Source organism: Streptococcus sp. SM5 (assembly GCF_027497975.1).
This window is the reverse complement of record NZ_JAJNSC010000033.1, coordinates 1-22,089: the sequence shown is the minus strand read 5'-3', so window position 1 is coordinate 22,089 and position 22,089 is coordinate 1. Positions and strand designations below refer to the sequence as shown.

Annotated in this window: 15 protein-coding genes and 2 pseudogenes; 1 reads left to right on the top strand and 16 read right to left on the bottom strand. The window is 34.9% G+C overall.

Translation table 11 applies throughout. The annotated features are described in order from the left end of the window. Positions 1 to 8: 8 nt before the first annotated feature. The 16 genes and pseudogenes from secA2 to PAN07_RS16145 all read right to left on the bottom strand — a co-directional run bounded on the left by secA2 (position 9) and on the right by PAN07_RS16145 (position 21,680). Positions 9 to 2,381, bottom strand: coding sequence for an accessory Sec system translocase SecA2 (gene secA2 / locus PAN07_RS16220; protein ID WP_269798349.1), 2,373 nt, complete (start codon positions 2,379 to 2,381; stop codon positions 9 to 11). Then, a complete protein-coding gene (gene asp3, locus PAN07_RS16215; RefSeq protein ID WP_049492128.1) occupies positions 2,374 to 2,814 on the bottom strand; it encodes an accessory Sec system protein Asp3 in 441 nt (146 codons plus the stop codon). The genes secA2 and asp3 overlap by 8 nt, the downstream gene beginning before the upstream one ends. Beyond that, entirely contained in the window at positions 2,811 to 4,346 is a 1,536-nt protein-coding gene (gene asp2, locus PAN07_RS16210) for an accessory Sec system protein Asp2 (protein ID WP_185756201.1), read from the bottom strand. The genes asp3 and asp2 overlap by 4 nt, the downstream gene beginning before the upstream one ends. Further along, on the bottom strand, positions 4,330 to 5,910 hold the full coding sequence (gene asp1, locus PAN07_RS16205; protein WP_125411519.1) for an accessory Sec system protein Asp1: 1,581 nt from the start codon (positions 5,908 to 5,910) through the stop codon (positions 4,330 to 4,332). Before asp1 ends, asp2 begins: the two co-directional genes overlap by 17 nt. 9 nt (positions 5,911 to 5,919) lie before the next feature. After that, a complete protein-coding gene (gene secY2 / locus PAN07_RS16200) occupies positions 5,920 to 7,137 on the bottom strand; it encodes an accessory Sec system protein translocase subunit SecY2 (RefSeq protein WP_125386233.1) in 1,218 nt (405 codons plus the stop codon). 100 nt (positions 7,138 to 7,237) lie between these two features. Further along, a pseudogene (locus PAN07_RS17485) lies at positions 7,238 to 7,805 on the bottom strand (glycosyltransferase family 8 protein); the annotation flags it as partial. A gap of 77 nt (positions 7,806 to 7,882) precedes the next feature. Beyond that, entirely contained in the window at positions 7,883 to 9,091 is a 1,209-nt protein-coding gene (locus PAN07_RS16190; protein WP_269798348.1) for a glycosyltransferase family 8 protein, read from the bottom strand. Between the two features lie 11 nt (positions 9,092 to 9,102). Continuing rightward, entirely contained in the window at positions 9,103 to 10,329 is a 1,227-nt protein-coding gene (locus tag PAN07_RS16185; RefSeq protein WP_125411517.1) for a glycosyltransferase family 8 protein, read from the bottom strand. A gap of 316 nt (positions 10,330 to 10,645) precedes the next feature. Then, complete coding sequence (locus PAN07_RS16180) at positions 10,646 to 11,872, bottom strand: glycosyltransferase (protein ID WP_125411692.1); 1,227 nt, start codon at positions 11,870 to 11,872, stop codon at positions 10,646 to 10,648. Between the two features lie 108 nt (positions 11,873 to 11,980). Next, a complete protein-coding gene (locus PAN07_RS16175) occupies positions 11,981 to 12,853 on the bottom strand; it encodes a glycosyltransferase family 2 protein (RefSeq protein WP_269798347.1) in 873 nt (290 codons plus the stop codon). 206 nt (positions 12,854 to 13,059) lie between these two features. Then, on the bottom strand, positions 13,060 to 15,504 hold the full coding sequence (locus tag PAN07_RS16170) for an SP_1767 family glycosyltransferase (protein WP_125411690.1): 2,445 nt from the start codon (positions 15,502 to 15,504) through the stop codon (positions 13,060 to 13,062). A 9-nt stretch (positions 15,505 to 15,513) separates the two neighbouring features. After that, on the bottom strand, positions 15,514 to 16,524 hold the full coding sequence (locus PAN07_RS16165; RefSeq protein WP_125411689.1) for a sugar transferase: 1,011 nt from the start codon (positions 16,522 to 16,524) through the stop codon (positions 15,514 to 15,516). A gap of 154 nt (positions 16,525 to 16,678) precedes the next feature. Further along, complete coding sequence (locus PAN07_RS16160) at positions 16,679 to 18,418, bottom strand: glycosyltransferase (protein WP_269798346.1); 1,740 nt, start codon at positions 18,416 to 18,418, stop codon at positions 16,679 to 16,681. A gap of 40 nt (positions 18,419 to 18,458) precedes the next feature. Further along, complete coding sequence (locus tag PAN07_RS16155; RefSeq protein WP_125411694.1) at positions 18,459 to 19,334, bottom strand: acyltransferase; 876 nt, start codon at positions 19,332 to 19,334, stop codon at positions 18,459 to 18,461. Further along, on the bottom strand, positions 19,325 to 21,418 hold the full coding sequence (locus tag PAN07_RS16150; protein WP_269798345.1) for a glycosyltransferase: 2,094 nt from the start codon (positions 21,416 to 21,418) through the stop codon (positions 19,325 to 19,327). The genes PAN07_RS16155 and PAN07_RS16150 overlap by 10 nt, the downstream gene beginning before the upstream one ends. A 148-nt stretch (positions 21,419 to 21,566) precedes the next feature. Further along, positions 21,567 to 21,680 (bottom strand): LPXTG cell wall anchor domain-containing protein, encoded by a 114-nt coding sequence (locus PAN07_RS16145; RefSeq protein ID WP_223331700.1) that lies wholly within the window; start codon positions 21,678 to 21,680, stop codon positions 21,567 to 21,569. Between PAN07_RS16145 and PAN07_RS16140 the strand changes: the two are divergent. Continuing rightward, a pseudogene (locus PAN07_RS16140) lies at positions 21,652 to 22,089 on the top strand (hypothetical protein); the annotation flags it as partial. The gene PAN07_RS16145 and the pseudogene PAN07_RS16140 sit on opposite strands and share 29 nt — an antisense overlap.

Genomic DNA, 22,089 nt, shown 5'->3' with positions numbered 1-22,089 from the left:
TTCTCCTCTTATGGAAAATGAGTTAGAATTTCACCTTTTGGAGTGACCTCAACCAGCCCCATCAGGAGATTCCGTACCATATCAGCACGAATTTGCTCTTTCATCGCTTCAAAACCTGCATAGGCTTCTTGATAATATTCTACAATTGGATTTTTCTGTGCAGCAGATTGGCCACCGATAGCCATAGATAATTGTTGTAGATAGTCTACCTGCTCCACCCAGTTATCATCGATAGCCTTCAGTAGAGAAAGTCGTAAATACTGTTCATACAAGTCATGTTTCTCCAGTAATTCCTTCTTTTCAGAGAGTTCTCTATTCACAACTTGTTGAATAAAGTTGCGGACTTGTTTCTGATTAGATAGGTCTAGATTATCTGGAATCTCCTTTACATGGAAACTGATATTGGTAACAATAAAGTGAAACAGTAATTCACGACTGGCATAGTGTTCAGCCGCTACCGCTTCTGTATATCTCTCGATGATATCCAAAACTACATCTTCTAAGTCACGAGAACCATCTATTAGACGATTGCGTTCCTTGTAAATCATATCCCGTTGAATATTCATACTTTCAGCATATTCTAGAGTCTGACGGCGTGCCGAACGTCCAGCACTATCACTGGCATGCTGAGCCCTTTCGACCAGGTTACGATACTTACGACCTTTGAGAATTTCTGGTTGCGTCATATCTTGAACTTGATAATCTTTATACTTCTTATGAACCCAAGATGGACCAAATTTCTTGATAACATCATCTTCCAGTGATACAAAAAACTTACTCATACCTGGATCTCCTTGACGACCAGAGCGGCCACGGATTTGAAGGTCGATCCGCTGACTTTCCATCCGCTCTGTTCCAATGACAATCAAGCCCCCAAGCTCAGCGACTCCCTCACCCAATTTAATATCCGTACCGCGTCCTGCCATAGATGTTGCTACTGTCACAGCCCCCATCTGACCTGATTCCGCGATGATTTGGGCCTCACGTGCAGCATTATTGGCATTGAGAACGTTATGTGCAATCCCTTCACGGAGCAAAAGAGATGAATAAAGCTGAGACATCTCCACTGAACCTACAAAAACGAGTAAGGGATTTCCCTTAGCATGATACTCTTTGATGTATTCCAAAGACGCATAAACTTTCTCTGGTAAAGTCACATAGAGATTATCGGGATAATCAATTCGTTGCTTAGGACGATTGGTTGGAATCCGAATAACAGCCATATTATATGTCTCAAGAAATTCTTTTTCTGCTACCTTTCCTGTCCCCGTCATCCCGGATACTTTGTTAAACATCTTAAAGAGACTCTGATAGGTAATGGAAGCCATGGCTCTCGTTTCAGGAGACAACTTCACGTGTTCCTTGGCTTCAATGGCCTGATGGAGACCTCCTTGCAATTTGGTCATTTCCATTAAACGACCAGTCCCCTTATCCACCAATACCATCTCATTTCCACGAATGATATAGTCCTTATCTTTAGTAAAGAGTTTATGGGCTCGAATCGCATACACTAAATGACGAGCAAAAACCGCATGTTCTTCCTTGTAAAAATGATCTATGCCTAAGAAGCTTTCAGCAGCCTTAGCCCCCTTGGTAGTGAGCCAAACCTCATCCTTCTCCTCTTTGAAAATATAATCTTCTCCTTCGACTAGCGTTGTCACTAGTGTATCAATGATTGCATAGTAATTAGACTGAACACGGGGAGAACCCGCAATAATCAAAGGAGTTTGTGCACTATCAAGCAAGATATCGTCAATTTCATCAATAATGACATAGTTAAAAGGTCGCAAAAACTTACCTTCTTCATTCGAAGCCAGATTATCATTTAGGTAATCAAAACCTAAATTACTATTGGTTGTGTAAATGATATCCGAAGCATAGATCAGTTTCTTTTCTTCTGCTTTCATTTCCTTCTTTGGATCCCCTGTAAATGGGACCCCAATAGTCAAGCCTAGGAAACGATAAACTTGGCCCATTTCCTCTGCATCCCGCTTTGATAAATACTCATTAGGCGTCACAACCATCACACCTTCTCCTGAAAGAGCGTTCAAATAGACCGGCATGGTGGCTGTTAGGGTTTTACCTTCACCTGTATTCATCTCAGCAACATTTCCGTAGTGCATGACAATAGCTCCCATGACCTGAACATCATAGGGGAACATCCCTAAAATCCGCTTGTCTGCTTCACGCACCACTGCAAAAGCTTCTACTAAAAGGTCATCTAGACTTTCTCCCTTGGAAAGACGCTGACGAAACTCCACTGTTTTAGCGACCAATTCTTGATCCGAAAGAGAGGACATCTTGCCTTTTAAGGTATTGATCCTCTTTAAAATCTTTTTCACTTTCCTAAGCTGGAAATCTTGACCTAAACGTCTAAACACTTTTTATCTCCTTAATTGAAAAATCATAAAAGGTTAATTCTTGAAAACCAGCACTCAAAAGGGAAATGCGATAAGTATAGGTATCCTCTGGATAAGTAAAGGTAAACTCTCTTGCCTTTTCAACTTTTTCCTCCAATACATCCTCATAACGATTTAAGAAGATCAGTTTGATATAGACACCATTCTCAGGTTGACAATCGAAATGCATCGCTAAATGATATTGATGATTTCTTTTGAGTAAAGGAAGTTGTGGCTGGGTCCTAGCACCTTGGTAATTAACACTAGAAAACCAAGTCTTCAAAACTTCACCAGATGGCAAGAGGGGGTTATATAAACGCACACTCTTGTCTGGGTAGTAAGATACATTTGATCCGTACATATAAGTCCCACCAACTTCTCCCCAATGAATGGACTGTCTCTGTGTGATTATCATCCTTTCTCCCTTCCAAAACCACTTGCTAGTACCATCCGATAAAAGTGGATAAACCAAGCAACATTGGTATCTGTATCATCATTGTGTCGACCTGCCGTTCCTTTAGATAAGATTTTAGCACCTGTATTACACAAATAAGTAACTAGTTTCTCATAAGCCTGCGGATCCATATCTTCATCTTTCATATAAGATAATCCAAAGGTAGTATTGGAAAAATCTGCCTGTTTAAAAGTTTTCCAAAATCGCTGATCCAACTCCGTCATATCTTGCCAACTCGTCCCACCTGTATGGTGAATTAAGCAATCAAAAGCTAAGTTAGAGACACCCGGTGCATCCAAACGTCCACGGCTAGCTATGGTTCCTAAATTCGCCAAGGGTTTCCCTAAAATCACCGCATGAGGTTCAAAAGTAGCACCGTAGTAGAGAGAAGGAAACGTACCCATAGAAAGGCCTGATAAAATCAAATCCTTAGAGGTTAAACCAAGATAATCTAAATAATATTGAATGGTGGCTTTTAACTTACCTTCTAATTCATCACTTCCAAGGTAAAAAGCCCCACCCTCTAAACGAGGATCTGAAAAGAGGAGGAAAGGACATCCCAGACTCTTCATCATAAAGTAGCCCTCGAATCCTTCTGCAGGTCGATAACCTGCAAAATAGACAGCCAAAGGCGGTTTAAAATCACCTGGATGGAAGAAATAGTTTATTTCATCACGCTTAGAATCATGTAGGATATTTCCACCAAGTACAAACTTACCAAATTGTTTTCGACTCCAACGTTGGTGAAGATTACCTAGTTTGATAGTTCCATGACCTCTTGCTTCAACAGATATCGAGAGAAAGTAATCTCCGTCTCGACTATCCATAAAAAGTGCTTGCTCCAAGTCTTTTTCAGACACTATGATCTCTTCAAAAATATCATCAACAGATCCACTCCAAATTTTACGGATGATCAAACGAAAGTCACAATTTCCTTGCTTTTCATATTCAAGCCACAACTCAATAGGAAGTGTTTTTTGAACAACTATATTATAAGCCCAATAGGCAAGTTGGGAAAAATCTTGTCCAAATCCACCTTCCAAACTCACATAATCTAATCCCTGATAAGAAATAGCTCCTGTAAAATTTAGATTCACTTGTATCGTCGAAGGAAAGAGTTTATCACCATACCCACCGCCAAAAAGAGATTTACTCAAATCATTGATTAGTTGTTGGGGACTTGAAAAATCAATTGCTTGTGCACATCGTTTTTTTAGAAAATCCACAACCTCTCTATCATTTATTTGTAGATTCTGGTTATAGAACAAAGTATAAGGTTCAAAATATTTTACAAAGGAAAATAAGTCTTTAGCATACTGACCATCTTCTATTAAAACTGCATGAAAACGGTTAATATCCTCTTTTTCAATTATTTCACGAAGGGCTTTTGATGAGTTTGGGTAAAAATGATACCAACTCATATTTTCAGGTATGTCATAGTGATTTCCCCAATTGGCAAGTCCTATCTGTAAAATATTAAGTTCCTTTGACATTTTTAACCTCCTCTATCCATTTCTCTAATTTTCCAAGAAATTGTTGTCCAGTGTGCTCCTTAATCTTATCAATCGAATAAATCAAGGACTCATTCCACTCTTTCAACCTATCTGTATAATAATGTGCAGCCTTAGAAAATTCTGTTACATCTGTCAGCAAATAACCATTTTTTAAATGTTCAACATAGACCGTTTCAACTAGGTTGATTTGAGGAATCCCTGCACTAATCCCAGCTATCTGTGTATAGAGATGAGGATGACTATTTAAATCCACAATCAAACGAACAAATTCTAGTGTTTTTATCAAATCTAACTCATCATTCAAGTTGACAAACTGTATACGTAAGTCCTGGTGTTGATTTTCTTCCAGAGGATTTTCTGCATCACCATAATCAATCGCCTTTCCCAGATTTTTGGATTGAATGTTTTCTTGGATGAAAGACTCAACAATCCTTTCAACCTCATTCATTTGCTCCTGACTAGCAGCATATGCTCCAAAAATCACCTCAGTATCCTTATTTTCAGCGACAAAGGCCAAGACTTGAAGTAGAGCTTGGTTATCAATTCCCTGCTCAAAATCCAGTTGATAATATATAATGGATTCTTTCTTAGTTTGACTTCGTCCCAATCGTAATCGGGTGTCAAAAGATGATAAATGATAAAATTGATGTCTTCGTTCAGGATACAACTCCTGCAACAATCGTAAACTATCCTCTCTATCCACCAAAATCAAATCAGATTTTTCAAAAGTTAAATCTAAATCTCTAAAGGTATCTTGAGGATTACGTCCAATGAAAAGACTCAACAGTTTAGGATTTTTTCTAGGTAATCGGTCTAAGACCAGCTGGTCATGATGAGAATGAGAAGGAAGCATAAAAATATCCTGGTCCTTCACATACGTTTGCAGATAATTCTCAAAAAATTCTGCCACCAAGTCTCGCATGTTCTGATAGAAAAGTGCTTTAAAGCGATAACCAAAAATGGGATTGATTTCTACCTGTCCGCCTTCTTTTAAACGCTCTCTGAATTGCCACACTCCCTTGGGATTCAGATATTCTTGATAAGCCACTTGCCCATCTTCAAAAAAGATAACACTCGATACAAACCCACGATCATCCATGATATAGTGCATATGTATTTGACCATTCGGTTCAAAATACTGTATATCACTGATGAAGCCTTCAACCCCATGTTCAACCTTAGCAAATTTCTTCCCATTTTTTTGAACGATAATCGTAAAGGGACTATAAATAAATTCACAGTCATCATCCCACTCAATATCTCTAATGCTTAACACTTGGGTATGGAGATTATGAAAATCTTGCATAACATCAAAAACGGAATAAGTATCCGTTTCTAACACACCATGTCTATGTAAAAAATAACGTAGATGAGGCTGGTAAGCTAATACTAATAGACGAGAATCTATATCTTGCTCTTGAAAGAGACGAATCTGGTGAAAGGTATCATCAAACTCTAGACGAAAATGAGAAAAATACCATGGAGTGATATCTGCATGCCATTTCCTCTCAGAACCATACCAAGCTGGAATAAAATAATACATAAAAGTCTCCTAAATCAAAGGTTTATAGGTCTCATTTAGCCTTAAAGCCTTGACCTCGTCTCTAATCGTAAAAATCATGCCCCCAAACATCATAAACAAGCCTGGAATCATTGCCAATCTTAATAACTTTTCATCAAATAAAACAAAAAGCATGGGACCACCTGCCATGATCACATTAAAGAGACCACCTATGACTGAAAAACGAAGGACCAATCGATTAATAAATCGACTAGTGTCCTCTCCTGGATAAATTCCATAAATGTATTCTCCAGATTTTTTCATGCGGTCTGCAATCTCTTCTCCATTCATAGTAACAAATGCAAAAATAATACTAAATAAAAATAAAACCGAAATATAAACATAGACCCACAAAGGCTTCCCAACCATAAATTCCTTTGATAAAGCCGCTAGCCCTGAATGATTAGGGAAAATAAAACCCAGCAAGATGAACAGATAAGCTGGTACACTAAGAAAACTCATCACATACATATAAGGCATCCCACCTGCAGGATTCAACATGATTTCGAGATAAGAATAGCGTTTAAAACGATTGTGTAAGCCAATTTTATTAACAGGAACCAAATAGCGAGCTCGATACATAATGGCAAGTAAATAAGAAAAGACAACGGTTAATAAAGCAAGTAACACAATAATCCCTGTTGGAATATGAACCGTTTGAAATGTTTCAATAACATCTTGAGGGATATTTAAAACAATACTGGATAGGAGGATTACAATAGAACCCCCAATCCCCATACTAGCATTTAAATCTGACAACCAAACAAGAAAAAATGTTCCTGCTATCAGCAACAAGGTATTCATTAGAGCAACCAAAATTGCCGAGTAGGAGGATTGAACTGGTAAACTCAAGCTAACTGCCAAGGATTGAATAATAGCAATTAGTAAGGTCAGATACATTTTTCGACGATCTTGAATTTCAATCGCTGTAGAACTTAGCCCCAATTTTTTAGAATATGAAAACATCTGCCACAAAATCATAGCTGACATCCAAGGGGACAGTCCAACAGAAAAAATTGACAAACTTCTTAGATTTCCACCTGTTAGGGCGGCTGAGAAGGCTAGATAGGCTGTTGAACCTCCTAAAAAATCTTTACTATTTAGGTCAACAAAAGGGAGAGTAATACGACTTCCCAATACATAGATAAACAGTAGAAATAAGGTAAATAATCCTTTTTTTACTGCTATTGACGAATAAATCTTAGTCACAAAATACTCCTTTATTTGCTTTGGGGTCAAATCTCACTTTTATTATATATTATTCTTACACTAAATGGTAAAGATCAGACTTCTAATTTCCTTAAGATTCTAGCCATTGATTTTCAAAGTAAATGTTCAATATACTCTGATCCCCAAGATGAACAGCTTGATTCTGCCCAGCTGCTAATTCCAATAAACTATTAACTATAGAATGTTCTTTCCACTTTGCAACATCCATTAACAAAACTCCAGAATTAAATCCAGATTTTCGTCCTTCATAGGCATAGACATCATCAACAGCTCCAATAGAATGTCCTTTTAAATCTATCAGAAATAGCGAAGTTAATTCCCCAGTTACGATGATATCAGAATCCAAATACAATACTCTGTCAGATTCAACCACTTCTGTCGCAAAAAATCTAAAGTAAGAAGCTTAGTTTAAATGTGGCCCTGTTTTATAGTCTTCAAAAAGTTCTCTATCAATGTGTACATTATGGATTGTTGAATTTACAACTTCCATTTTTCTCCCCAATAATTTGAACCATTCAGGAGCTATATCACTATTAAGAATATAAAAATCAACATCCCTATTGTGATACAAAACAGACTTTATAGTCGTCTCTAAAGAAATAAGATAGGGCATTATCTACCGCTAATACAATAGATTTTCTAGTCATTTCACACCTCTCATTACTAGTTGCTAAATACTGCATCTTATAAATTATTTATTAAATATTTACAATAGCTGGCTAAATTATTTATGCAAAGAATTAAGATAAGTAATGATTTCTTCTACCATAGTTTCAGGAGCAAGCGAAGAAAAAATAAAACTTTTACCTGTCTGATCTTTGCTTGTATTATCAAATGAAAAAATCGGTTTACCGAGTCTATGAATCTCTTGAATAATATTCATGATTTCATTGTAATGATTAATATCTAAATAAAAATCTATTCTATTTAGTATGTTTTCAAAATTATAACGATTAAACTGAGGATAGATTGATACATTTAAATAACGTTGTAAATCAACTACTTGAGAGGCGAAATTAGTATGCGCTAGAATATGAAAATGAACCTCTGGTAGTGCTTTTATTAAATACTCCAGATGTTCCATCTCACAAGCATTCGTAAAAATTGCAGTGTGATACTTTTCTTTTTCTGTAACTACTTCTAAACCATGCTTGATAATCTCTTTTCGTAGAATAATATCTGACCACTCCATACTATAATAAAACCACCATCTATCTCCTAAACGATTATTATACACTGATGACCAAGGTTTACTATCTGTGTAATGAATAATGGAAATCAGAGACTCATATTTATTTGCTTTTTCATACCATTCGTTTTTTTGAAATCGCTCAGCAATGGTATCCATACCTACCATAAAATTATATTTGGAATCCAGTTCTTTCCATTGCCCTACAAAAAAACGATTTAAGATTCCTTGATCTCCAAACTCAACTTCATGATATTGATCAGCCACACTAAAAAGTTGCCTTGAGATTGAGTGAGCTCTCCAATAAGAATTATTAATAAGCAATACCCCCGAATTAAAATTTGTTTCTTGCAATTCATCTCTGACTGCAGCTACTGGACTATTCCCTAAATCAATTTCAAAAAGATTCGTTAAATCATCATTGATTATTATATCAGAATCCAAATATAATACTTTATCCTCAGTTATCATATCTGGAATAAAAAAACGAAAATAAGCAGCATATGATAAATGAGGTGTTGGGAGATTGTATTTTCGCAAATTGTTATCTGAAATTTTTACATTAACTACCATCGAATCAAGTGGGGCTAAACGCCTATTCATAACACGAAACCATTCTGATGGCAAATCATCATTAAATACATAGATTTTAAAATGATCGTTAAAAGCTGCTATTGATTTAATGGTTGTCTCTACCTTATTCATATAGCCATTATCGGCCCCCATCGCTATTATTTTATTCATCTCTTTTATCCCTATTTTATTGTTCCAAGATACATTTTTATATCTTTAATCATTTGCATAACATCAGAAACCTCATAAACTTTATTATAACCTGTATCATCATGATTAGTAACATCAAAGGAATAGATTGGTTTGCCCAATGCACGAACTTTACTAATAATATCAGCTATTTGATTTCCATGGTTAATATCTAAATAAAAATCAAGATTTTTTAACACTTCATCAAATGTAAAAGGAATGAATCCTGGATATACAGATACATTTGAAAATTGTTGTAAGTCAATAACAGACGAAGCAAATGAAGTGTGTGCTAAAATCGAAAAATGTACCTGAGGAAACTCTATTAATAACCTTTCAATCTGCTCCAATTCACATGAATCTGTAAATATCGCAGTATGAAAAAGAGGAGGGTCAATAAGAGTATTAAAATCGCTCAATAATTGACCTTTTATAGGATTTTTTCTCAGAAGAATATCTGACCACTCCACACTATAATAAAACCACCATATAGATCTATAACGATTCTTTGATAAGTGATACCAAGGTTTATCGCCCGTATAATGAATAACTTTTGGTAAAACACCATCTGGTAAAGATGATTGATACCAAGACTCATCATTCACAACTTGAGCCAGCGTATCCATACCAACCATAAAATTATAAAGGCGCCCCACTTTTTTCCACTTTTCCTTAAATAAGATATTTAAAATCCCCTGATCTCCAAATACTGTTTGATGGTATTGTTCTGTTAATTGTAAGAGTTGATTGGCTATATCACTTTCCTTCCACTTTTTAACAGGAATAACCATCATTCCCGAGTTAAATCCACCCGTATAATCTCCATCAAAGTAATCAGCAACTCCGGCTAACCAATAATCTTCCAAATCGATGTTAAACAATTCATCCAAGCAAGATGTTACGATTATATCTGAATCAAGGTAAATCGCTCGATCTTCTTCTACAAATTCGCCTATGAAATAGCGAAAAAAGGCTGCGTAGGAAAGATAACTAATTGCTAACCGGTAATTTTTAAGAGTATGGTCAGAAATTTTTACATTTACAATTTCAGAATGATTCGCTTTCAATCTGAAATTCATAATTCGAAACCAGTCAGAGGGCAAATCATCGTTAAATATGTAAAATTTTATATTATGATTGTGAGCACAAACAGACTTGATGGTAGTTTCCACCTTATCCATATAACCATTATCTGCCCCAAGTACGATTGCTTTCTTCATAAACTATTAACCCCTTATTCACTCTATCCATAACATTAACATGGTTCCTAAATTTAAAATGATTCAATCATTATATAAAGCCCTAAAAATCAAAACAATAACTTGAAAATATTACTACTTCTCAAACACAACATCATCAAAAATTCAAAATTTTAATCTATCTTAATTTTATAAATTAGTTATTGAATAATTCAAGCAATTTTAATATTTACAAAAATAATCAAAGTATTTTTATGATAAATATAAGTTAAGAAATCTTCGTAATACATACTCAATAAATTTCAGACTGTTCAACTTTTAGCCTCTCAAACAACTATTAAAAATCTGGCTCAAGCAACTTTATAGCCGAAACCATTTCATCAGGTCTATCATGATGACAAATACCAGCATATGATTCTTCAGGTATAGTCAAGCAACGTGTATTATCGAAAGTTAGCATCGGCTTTTCAAATTTCTTTACTAAATCATAAATATACATTAATTTCTGATCATGATTCAAATCTAAGTAAATATCAACCTCTTTTAAACGTTTTTCTATTAACAAAGGAAAATCATTAGGATAGAGGGTAACATTATTAAATGTTGCTAATCTCTTTAATTCATCTGCCATAAAAGTATGGGCACAAATATAAAAATGTACTTCTGGTAATTGTTTAACTAGATAATCCATTTTTTCTACACACCAAGAATTTGTCAAATTCATACAAGTTAATTTTGGTTTATATATTTGTGCGGAATAAAAGTCACCCTTCTCTTTCCAAGTAGATACAATATAACTCCATTCCATAAAAGAATAATTCCACCAATTTTCTCGCAAGCGACCTACAGAAAATTGATTCCACGGCTTATCTTGAGAAATATAATGTAAGATTTTAGGGAGCGGATTAATTGATTTTTCCAAGATCCAAGCATGCCCTTGTTCTGCCGCACCTCGATCAAATCCTATTTGGTAATTAAACTTTTCGTTTATTTCAATATATGAGTCATGAAAAAGAATGTTCAAAATTGACTGGTCACCTTCTGCCACATTTTCATGTTCTTTTTCTGTTAAATCAATTAACTTTTGTCTAACATTTTCAGCTTGCCATTTTTTATTATTTATTAATAATACTCCGGCATTAAAACCAATTCCAGCACTAAAACAAGAACGTGCTGCTGCCAGATAATTTTCACCTAAATCTAATTCAAACAAATCGGTCAAATCACCAGTCACAATCAAATCACTATCTAGATAGAGAACTTTATCTTCTGTTACAAAATCTGGTATATAATAACGGGCAAAGGTCATATGATTGATATGAGGCAGTTTATTTGACCAATTCATTTGGAACTGTTGCCCAATAAGCTTGCAATCAATCAAGTCTCCTCCCATCTCTTGAATATACATTCTTAATCTACTGAACCATTCTTGAGGAATGTCCTTGTTTAGTACATAAATTTTTAAGTGACTATTGTGTCTACAGATTGATTTCATAGCTGTTTCGATTTGTCGAATATAAGCGTAATCACCTGCAAATACTACTGCACGTTTGGTATTTCCCATTTTAAATCCTTATCATTTATTCTAACTAACACTATTTTTATCCTACATAAATTAAAGCAAATAGATTTTTTTATCATCTTTACATAAAATCAAAATCACTTTATTCACTTACTTATCAAGTAAACATAATGTTTCCTTAATCCATTTCATCGTATCTGTTGATGATAGATTTTTATCTTCAAGTTCTTTTTTTCGAAATTTTAACAGGGATACAAAATTGTCTACGTATCGACCAACATCTATATTTCGAGCAGCAAGAAGAGCTATAAAATTTTCACGTTGCTGTAAATCACACCTGATCTTGAGTAAACTAAAATATCTCGTCGAGCCTTCACCTATTCTATAAACATAACTATCTCTATTGATATAGACAGATTTAGGTGAGATTAGATAGATTTTAAACCAAAATTCCATATCTTCACCTAAACTAGTTAGAGAATTAAAACGAATATCCCCCACAACATCTTTTCTTACTAACTTTCCACTTACAAAACGATATGAATGATCGAAAGAATCCAAATCAATTAATTCGTTGATTAGTTCTAGATGATGAAAGACTCGTTTATCGTAACCTCGTTGAAAAGAATGAAAATACCAAGTATTATCTTCCATAGAAAATCTTTTATATGTTGAAATTGAGACTGACGCAGATTCGGATACTAGAGCAGAATATAGAACTTCTAAATAATCTTCCTCAACCCAGTCATCTGAATCAACAAACGTTAAATAATCACCTCTGGAGTATTCAATCCCCAAATTACGAGCAGAGGAAACTCCGCCATTTTCTTTCCTATAGTAATGAAAACGGGAGTCACTCTCTATATATTCCTGACAAATTCTTCCTGAATTATCTGTAGAACCATCATCAATCATAAGCACTTCAAAATTTGTATAAGTCTGTTTAACAAGACTTTCCAAGCAAATTCCAATATAACTTTCAGTATTATAAACTGGAATAATAACACTAATCAAAGATTCCATACATTTCACCTACCATCTTAAAATTATAGAATAAATCTTTATTTATCTAGCAATATAGTTATCGGGCAGTCTCTATGTAAATCTTGAAAAATTTCCGTTAAATTCCTGTTCATAATAGATTCTTTTAGAGAGTTACCCTCATTAATTTCTTTATTTGTCTAAAAATGTTCACTAAAAATTGTGAACTCATTTATCATACTTTTTAGTTAATCTAATATCTTTGCGACAATCTGACTATTATAGATTTCGTCCTCAATGAATTCAATATCTTGATCAAAATTATACTCTGCTGTATGTTTATGTGAAAATTTAACCTTTGTTTTAGCCCCCATCTTCATCCATTCATATTCTGAATCGATATGACCAATATCTAATACTTGGTATCCATTTTGACTTAAATGATAGGCTAAAACTTTTGCTGTAGGGCCAAGCATACATAAAATCAAGCGACCAGCAGCATACTTTTCAATTTCATGTTCAATTTCATGAACTCTAGAAAAGGCACTATGAGAAGGACAGATAATTCGCTTGATAGAATTTGCCTCATCGAACAAATCATTCCCTACACCTGATCGAGAGGTCGCTCCTTCAACTATCAGTAAGTCACGGTTTTTCCAGATACTTTTCAATTTTTCAAATTGGGATTTAGCTTGACTCTTGTCTTCAAAATCGATATAAGGTCGAGATACAAAGGTTGAGCCATACCATGAATCACTACATAACTCTCTGTAAAAATCCATATAATGATCCATGTGATCTTTCCAAAATGGAATCGCCCACGATGTAAACCTAAAACGATCTGTAAAGGCATCAGGAAGGCACACTACTAATTCTTCTCGACTTTCCTGACCGATAATATCACTCATGATTGAAACCAACTCTTCATCATAATCCTGGTAGGGAATCGAATGCCCTGCAAGCATATTGATTTCCCCATCTCCAAAACGAACTAAAGAAGAATTATGTTCAATAATATAATCCAAAGTTTCATCTATCCCTTTCACCTGGATTGTATCAAGCGGTTTTTCTAGCATAGACTTATTTATCAATTTCTGCAAATCAGCCAACATTCGTTCAGGATGTTCACTTGAATACAACCTTTGGCCATTATTACCATTTTGAGATTTATAAAAGGCTAGTATAGGTTTAGATAGATGAGTCATTTCTGCAACCATATCAGCTGTTGAAGTCAGTAGGTTGATATCTAAATAAACATCCATCTTTTCCTTCAACTCTTCTAGCTTATCTATTGAAATTGCTGGATAAAGTTGAATATTGGGATAACGATTAGATAAATCATATAGTTTTGGCCCCATAGCTGTCCAGGCAGCAACCTGAAAAACAACATTAGGTAAGTGTTCAGCCAAGTAATCCAGTTGTTCAATATCCTGAGAAGCCGTAAACGTTAAACAAGTCAAACTTGGAAGTTGTCGAAAACAGGTAAGATGCCCTTGTTTCTTAAAATCTTTTATCGCATCCATCATAAAGGAAACTTTCTCATTTTCAAAAACGATTTGTCCTAAATCTCCATGCTGAGTCGATTGAAAAGCCAATAGCGTTTTTTCTTGTTCTTGCAAAGATTTTAAAAAGTTCTCGTCTGCACTATCATGATTGATATCCAAATAAAGATTTGTTGACTTTTTCAGCTTATCTAAGACCGGTGGAACAATCTGTGGATGCAATCTCACATTATCATATACTGCCAATCTTTTTAGCTTATCACCCATATCCGTCCAAGCCGCGATATGAAATACCACATCTGGTAGAGCTGTAACTAACTCTTCTATTCCTTCTAAATCTTGGGAATTTGTCAAAGTTAAACAAGAAAATTCCTTATCTAGGGGCAATGTCAGTTCAAACTCTCCTAAATGATGTTGTAAAATCTGACTCCACTCCAAATCATGGAATTGCCACCATAAATCACGGTAACGATTGGCTATCAAGGTTTTCCAAGGTTTTCTATAAGACACAAAATGTATGATACTAGGGGTTACTAACTCATTAAAATAATTTTCCCATTTATTATAAAATGCAGTTGTGTCATGGCCAACTTGAAGGTTAAATTCTTTATCCAGCTCTAACCATTGATTAGAACAAACCTGATTGAAAATCGTTTGATCACCGTTAAAATTATCAAAACTCCCTTCTTCAACTTCCCTAATTGTTACAATAGACTGTTCAATTAGACGTTCTTTTAGTTTCTCTTGGCGACTTTTTTCATTATTAATTAATAGAACACCTGTATTAAATGTAATTCCATCTGTATCTCTAACTGCTGCGAATAATTTTTCCTCTAAATCAATACAAAATAATTTCTCCAAAGAAGTATTCACAATCAAGTCACTGTCTAAATATAAAACCTTAGTTTCTGGGATATAATCTGGGATAAAATATCTAGCATATGCAATACTGCTAATATGAGCTTGCTTGATCCAATCCTGAAACACAGCCTGTTCAGGCAACTTCACATCAATAATCTCACTCCCTAACATGCGAGCTATTTTTCTTGGCTTACGGAACCAATCTGGCATGATATCTTGATTTAAAATGTAAATCTTAACATCTCTATTGTGGTATAGGATAGATTTTATGGTTGTTTCTAACTGTGTAGTATAATTGCGATCCCCAGCTAATACAATTGCTTTGTTCATTTCATTTCCTTAATTAATTCCCAAGTGATAGATTGCATCTACCAGTAGCTTTTTAGTGAAATAACCCTCTTTTAACAAATAACTAAAGGTTTTTATCCGATTCGTCATTTCTTGATATTCTTGTAGATTCATTTCATCAACTATCTCATGAACTTCTTCAAGACTATCCGCCACAAAGCCCAAGCCTTGATCTACTATAAATTTAGCGGTTGACAGGCTACTAGGTACAATGACTGGTATACCAGCTGTCAGGTAGGTACTCACCTTATGAGATATATTCAAGGTATAGTATTGGTTACTTTCTCCCTCATTTTGATGGGTTCCCCAGACAAGGCCAAATCCACCCTTTGATAATTCTAGCAACAATTCCTCATCTTTTTTCCATCCTTCGATGCTGAGATTTCTAGCACTAGAACTAGCTTCCCCTTTATTTGAAAATACTCTTAAAGGCGTATCTTGGCACCAATTTTGCAAGTCTGGGAAACGCTCTAAACTTCCAGCAAAAAAGAGTTCTTTTTTAAAAGTCGGAGTGTATAAGGATAAATCATGAGGATGATCCCACATCCCCTGAATGAGAATCTTCTTAGTTGTCAAGCCTTCTTCTATCAGCCGTTCTTTCATTCTCTCAGACGGCACTATCAAAACATCTGATAGATTATACATATACATATAGTCTTTCATAAGATAATAATTACTATCAAACATGAGGGGAACGACATCATGAATAAAGCAAATAATCTTTACTTGCATATCCTTTAGCTTATCAAACAAGAGACGATCAAACTCAAAGCCATTCCAGGTTGGAGACTGAAAGACTAATATATCTCCAATAGAGATACTGGCCATAATGCCATCCAGACGCTTATTCATTTCAGATGGACTGTCTGAAGCAATATTATAAAAATAGATACCGACTTCTCTAAATCCCAATTGGCTAGCAATCTTTTGAACAGCATTTTGCGCTAAGATAACCGTACTATCACCTGCCATGCCGTATAAATTCGTTAAATGTAATTTCATATTTCTTATCTTTTAAAAATTCACTTTAAGAATAGAAAACTCTTTTTCTTTAATCTGATTTTTAGAATTTCTATTATTGCAAGTTTAAATAATGATTATGATTTTATTTCATATCAATAGCTATCATTTTCATTTAAAATAATGATATTATTTCCTATAAATTTCTAAGTATTTCTTGATACATCTGTATCGCATTTGAATTTTCTAAACCTACTTTTTCCTTTTCATTTATTCTAAATTGAATGAACGATTTCAAATTTGAAATATATGGAGACGAATCAATTCCTCTCACTATGAGATAGGGTAGTCGTCCTATTCGAATTTCAATATCATCCATCAACTGTCTTTCCGTCACAACTTGCCCCAACATTGATTCAGAATGCAGTCTGTAATTATAGAGGGCCTTATGAATATATAAGCAACTTGTCATACTCAAATACAATTTAAAGCTACACTCAAAATCCTCACCAAATTTCCGTTGCTCATTAAATAATATCTCATCAAATAAAGAACGTTTAAATAGTTTACCCCAAGAAACTGTGTAAGAACTATCATAATTTTCAAGGTTTGGTAGCTGAGTTAGCAATTCCTGACTAGTCCAGATTTTTTCATAATAATCCTGTTCCCAAACATGCATATAATAACAATTATCAGGCATACTAAACTGTTTATATGATCCTATCACAAAATCTGTATCATACTCTACTATTTTTGAATATAGTACTTCTAAATAGTCCGATTCCACCCAATCATCCGAATCAATAAACGTGATATATTTACCTTTTGAATACTTAATCCCCAAATTACGTGCTGATGCGAGACCTCCGTTTTCCTTCTCAAAATAATGGAAACGAGCATCTTTATCAACATATTCTTTACAGATATCTGCTGATTTATCTGGAGATCCATCATTTATTAGCAAACATTCGAAATTTTGATAGGTCTGATTCTGAATACTATCCAAACATTGTCTCAAATATTTCTCGACATTGTAAATAGGTACAATAATACTAATTAAGGCTTTACTTTCATAATCTGCTATTTTAGATAGTAGTTTTTGTTTTTCTTGTTTGTATAACTGTTTATACTGATTATTCTCTGGTACAAATTCGATGTCATGACAATTCAAATGTAAATATTTTAGTTTTTCAACTAATAATTTCGTTCTATCACTCTCATCTTTAAAAAACAAGTCATATTTTTCGAATATCTTAAATACATCTAATTTTTCTTCTGAAAACTCTTTAGTAGTGATTGAATTTGGACGAATCCTGTAACCATAGATAACTTTTGGTAATTTAATCCATTTTCCTGAATGACTTACCAACTCGGGAATAACTGCTAAATCTTCAAATATCCACCCCTCTGGAAAAAAATCTTCTGTTAATAAACTTTTTCGAAACAATTTTGGAAAAACGCTAACTCTCAGCTCATTTAATGCCAATTCTCCCAATTTGTCATCCTTGGTTATTAATATTTTTTTCTCAAAATTATGAGAAACATTATCAACTTTTATTTCATCATGGAAATTTTCAATCATTCCTTCTATAATATCAACATCATCTTCAATGTGTTCTATTAAAGTTTCTAAGAAATCAGAATAAATATAATCATCACTATCTACAAAAGCTACAAAAGTAGACTCTTCTCTAATATGACTAATCCCTGTATTTCTAGCTCCACTTAAACCTTTATTAGATTGATTGATTAGTTTGAAACGACTATCTTCTAGATACTCTTCCGCAATTTGTTGTGAGTTATCCGTGGAACCATCATTAACCATAATGCATTCAAACTTCTTATAAGTTTGATTCTGAATACTATCCAAACATTGTCGCAAATAATTCTCAACATTGTAGATTGGAACTATAATACTGATTAATTCATTCCCCATATACTAACTTACCTAGCCTTGATTTATTTCTATTTCCCGTTTAATCTCTTCTTTTTACAAAAAGATGCCCATCATTATAAACCACACTGTTTGCTGGAATATCATTGCGTATGAGGCAACCTGCTCCGATAATGGTATTATCCCCAATCGTCACTCCTTTTAAAATCGTGACATTACTTCCTATCCAGCAATCTCTACCAACTCTAATCGGAGACGTAGTCCACTGCCACTTTTCAATTCTCTCTGCTGTATAAGTATGATTATGGTCATAAAAACGGACACCTTCTCCAATCATGGTTCCAGATCCGATTTCGATGCGGTCAATACAGTTTATACTACAGTAGTTATTCAAAAAGACTCCTTCATAAAGAATAAGCTTTCCAGCAGGTAGTTGAAAACTCTCAAAATTACGGCAAGTAACCTTCTGAGCGACACATAGACTAGCAGAAGATCCTATCTCAAAGGAATTCCATGCGCCTTCCTGATAAATACGGTCCAAGTCATTTACGGTGATATGAGGCTGATTCAAACAATCTAAAATCGCCTCAACCATTGCTTGAGGAGTAGAGGAAGAATAGCATTCTTGTCCTTGTTGACCATGCATAGTATTATCAAAAGCAAGAACTCTCTTGCCAGCCTGAGAAAACCGTGCCACCACCTGATCTACTTCTTCATAATGGTTGATATCCAGTAACACATCACAAACTCTCATCAAAAAAGAAATACTAGCTTCATCAGTTACTGTATGTAAGCGCACATTTCCCTTTGATTGTAATTCTAACATTCTATCTGAAAATACAACGGGAGCTGCAATATGAAAACAAACTTGTGGGAGCTGGTCCAAGAGATACAGCAAGTGTTCAATCTGGTCACTAACAGTTAAAATTAAAGCATCACCAATCATCTTCAGCTCCATCCCCTTGCACATTCTCTCAGTTTTTCAATCATATCTCCGACTTGATCTGTCTGATACGTTAGCTGCCCCATGTCTATCGTTTTAGTATTTTCAAAAGCGAAGACTGGTTTCCCATTTTCTGTAAAATATTCTAAAAATTCTTCCGTCTTTTCACCATGATTAATATCTAAAAGTACTTGACTTGTTTCTATCAATTCATTATCAACATCTACCAAATAGTGAATTCCATTAAAAATAGTCACGTTTGGATAAACCGTCATCTGAGCCAATCGATCACTAACCATCACTCTAGCAGCGATTTTAAACTGAATATCTGGTAAGGATTGAACCAATGTTTCAATTTGTTCAATATGGTCTGAGGCTGTATAGATGAGACAAGTGAACGGTTCCTTTATCGGATAAAGGTGAGATTTTTGTAATGGATGTAAATGATGATTTTGTCCCAATTCTGTCCATTCAAGGCCATGGTAGTACCACCAAACATCACGATAAGTTTGAGCCGCCAAGTCCTTCCACGGTTTCCTATGAGAAAGATAATGAATAATAGCAGGATAGTCCTGACCTGCAGGTAATTGATAATCAGTGAACTGCTTATGAATGACAATATGATTATAATCAAAGTCCAATTCCAACCATTTATGTTCAAAAAGCATATTCAAGATACTCTGATCTGCCTGATCTACCTTATCATGCCATTCATTAGTCAAATCAATCAACTTTTGAGTCATATTCTCTTGTTTCCACAAGTCATTATTGATTAAGAGAACACCTGCATTAAAGATTTCTCGACCGAAATAGGCTCTGCCTCCGAAATCTCTAACAGCAGCTAAAGGATAATCTTGTAAGTCTGTAGCAAACAAATCATCCAGATTTTTCGTTACAACCAGATCACAGTCCAAATAAAGTGCCTTTTCTTCTTTTACAAAATCAGCTACGAAATAGCGTAAAAAAACTGTGTAACTAATATCCGTTTTATAACGCGAAATTTGCTCAGACGTTACCCGGCAATTAATAATTTCTGAGTCAAACTTCTCTAAGCGCTGATTTAATTGCTTGATCCATTCATTAGGAAAATCACTATTAATCAGATAAAAACGAAGCGAACGATTGTGGTAACAAATAGATTTAATCGTAGTCAATACTTGGTCTACATAGGCGTAATTCGCCGCTAGGACAATGGCTTTCTTTTGTGTTTTCTTAGTTTTTTCAAGTTGAACTAGTAGATGTTTTTTTGCCTCAAACTCTTTATAGGTGGTAGTTTCTTCTAAATCACTTCCCTTACCATTAGAAAGACTTCCTTCTAACATCTGACGATAAATAGCTAAATGTTTTTCTAAAGGATATCCTAGACTGGCTAATAAAGTGATACGTTCAGACATGGCATCAACCAAGGCATGCATCCACTTTTCTGTCCAAGTCCTGGACAAACTATTATTTCTGATGCGATAAGAATAGATCCCTTTATGGATATAAACAATCTTTTCAGCCAACAAATAAATCTTTTGATTGAGGTAACCGTCTTCTCCTAATTTACCTACATCGAAGCGTAACTGCTCGAACAATCTTGCCTTATAGAGTTTACCCCAAGCAGATATCAAAGCAAAATTCTTCATTTCTTGGGATTCATATAAGTTCTCAAAGATAGAAATATTGTCATATACTTTCTCATAATAAGAGTCTCCTAATATATGAAAATAGAACATTCCTTCACTTTCGTTGAAAGAATAATAATTACCTACTGCAATATCAGCCTGATACTGTGTTATTTTTTTGTATAGGGTTTCTACATAATCTAACTCAATCCAATCATCTGAATCCACAAAGGTCACATAATCTCCGGACATATTTTCCAGACCGGTGTTTCGTGCGGCAGACAGGCCAGCATTTTCTTGTTCTATATAGATAATTCGGTGATCTATTTCTACAAATTCTTTACAAATCTCAGCTGAAGCATCAGTAGAACCATCATTAACGACAATAATCTCAATATTTTTATATGTTTGAGCAATAATACTATCTAGGCATTTTCTTAGATAGCTTTCCACATTGTAAACCGGTACAATGACCGTTATTTTATCATCCACTAGCGATTTTCTCCTTATATTTATTATACAATTTTTTAGTCAAAATTTCAGCTATATAATAGTAAAAACCCCTTGAAAATTCTACTTTTTCAAGGGGTTTCTATGATTTACGTGCACGAGTTAGTTTTGCCTAAATTTATAGGTCATCTTACTCTTCTTCATCACGTTTACGACGTTTCGCAACCAATCCAATACCTGTAACTGCTGCCAAAGCTCCTAAAAGCACGGATGATTTGGAAGCTTCTGTACCTGTATTCGGCAATTGCTGTCTAGTCTTACCTGCTGATTCAGAAGCTGATGCACTTGTTGACGCTGATTCAGAGGCCGATGTGCTTGCTGAGGCTGATGCACTTGTTGAGGCTGACTCAGAAGCTGATGTGCTTGCTGAAGCTGATGCACTTGTTGATGCTGACTCAGAGGCCGATGTGCTTGCTGAAGCTGACGCACTTGTTGAGGCTGACTCAGAGGCACTTGTGCTTGCTGAGGCTGATGCACTTGTTGACGCTGATTCTGAAGCTGATGTACTTGCTGATTCAGAGGCCGATGTGCTTGCTGAAGCTGACGCACTTGTTGAGGCTGACTCAGAAGCTGATGTGCTTGCTGAGGCTGATGCACTTGTTGATGCTGACTCAGAGGCCGATGTGCTTGCTGAAGCTGACGCACTTGTTGAT